The organism is Pseudomonas cyclaminis, assembly GCF_015163715.1.
GTDB lineage: Bacteria > Pseudomonadota > Gammaproteobacteria > Pseudomonadales > Pseudomonadaceae > Aquipseudomonas > Aquipseudomonas cyclaminis.
In genome coordinates, this window is the sequence record NZ_JADDUM010000258.1 from 1 (window position 1) to 1,428 (window position 1,428).

The window sequence follows — 1,428 nt, forward strand, 5'->3', positions numbered from 1 at the left end:
GTGGATCAGCAAGCGTTATATATAGCTGACCCACCGCAATCGGGCATCCCCCTCCCACATTTTTTGCTCCCGATTTCTACCAGGAGAACTCCAACTGTTCATTGCCGGTGCTCAAGTCCAGCAACCGCACGCCAATCCCCAACAATCGCACCGGTTTATCACCACGATTAAACGCCTGGGTCATCAGCTGTTGATAACTCTCCAGATCCCGCGCCGCTCCCGCCTGTTCCAACGTCGTCTGGGTAAAGTCATGAAACTTCACCTTAACGAACGGCTTGCCCGCCTTATAGCTGCTGTCGATACGCGCCATTCGCCCGGCCAGGGTTTCCATCAACTCTGGAAGTTTCGCCAGGCAGCTTGAGAGATCCGGCAAATCCACATCGTAGGTATTTTCCACACTGATGGACTGCCGCCGGTTGTCATTCTGCACCACACGGTCATCTATCCCACGCGCCAGGCTCCAGAGTCGCTCGCCAAAACTGCCGAATTCACGCACCAGCGCCAGCTTGTTCCACTCGCGCAGTTGCAGGCAGTCTTCAATGCCCAAACGAGCCAGCTTGTCGGCCGTGACCTTGCCCACGCCGTGCAACTTGCTGACGCGCAACTGAGAGACAAAATCTTCGACCTGGTCCGGGGTAATCACGAACAGGCCGTTGGGCTTTTTCCAATCGCTGGCGATCTTGGCCAGGAATTTGTTCGGCGCCACGCCTGCCGACACGGTGATGTGCAACTGGTTGGACACGCGGCGGCGAATATCCTGGGCGATACGCGTGGCGCTGCCGCCAAAATGCGGGCTGTCGGACACGTCCAGGTAGGCTTCATCCAGGGACAACGGCTCGATCAGGTCGGTGTAGTCGCGAAAGATCAGCTGGATTTCCTTCGACGCTTCTTTATAGGCATCCATACGCGGCTTGACGATGGTCAGGTCCGGGCAGAGCTTCAAGGCATGGCGCGACGACATGGCCGAACGCACGCCATACGCCCGCGCCTCGTAATTGCACGTAGCGATCACGCCCCGTCGGTCCGCCGAGCCGCCCACCGCCAGCGGTTTTTGCGCCAGGCTCGGGTTATCGCGCATCTCGATGGCGGCGTAGAAGCAATCACAGTCGACGTGGATGATTTTGCGCTGCGTCATATATAGAGGGGTGAAATCCAACGGGTGGGCAGTATCGCACTCACCCCTGTATATAGCACCAGTAGTTTGAATCTTCCGTCTGAGCGGTAGGAAATTTCGTAGATGAATTTATTTTCTCAATCGAAATCAGCATCCCAATAGAGCCGAAACCCTTGGCCCGACTGGCCCGCGCTGCCCATATACGCCTTTCTGGAGAGCTAACCGATTGAACCGCAAGCGCTTTTCTTCGAATCGCGGGTTGACACGCTCGCGATCCTCTGTAGAATGCCGACACACAGACGCGGGATGGAGCA

General features: G+C 56.9%; 1 protein-coding gene. It reads right to left on the reverse strand.

All coding sequences use genetic code 11. From position 1 onward, the window contains the following. Positions 1-76: 76 nt before the first annotated feature. On the reverse strand, positions 77-1,135 hold the full coding sequence (gene dinB / locus IQK56_RS26975; protein WP_193864242.1) for a DNA polymerase IV: 1,059 nt from the start codon (positions 1,133-1,135) through the stop codon (positions 77-79). Between the last annotated feature and the right edge of the window lie 293 nt (positions 1,136-1,428).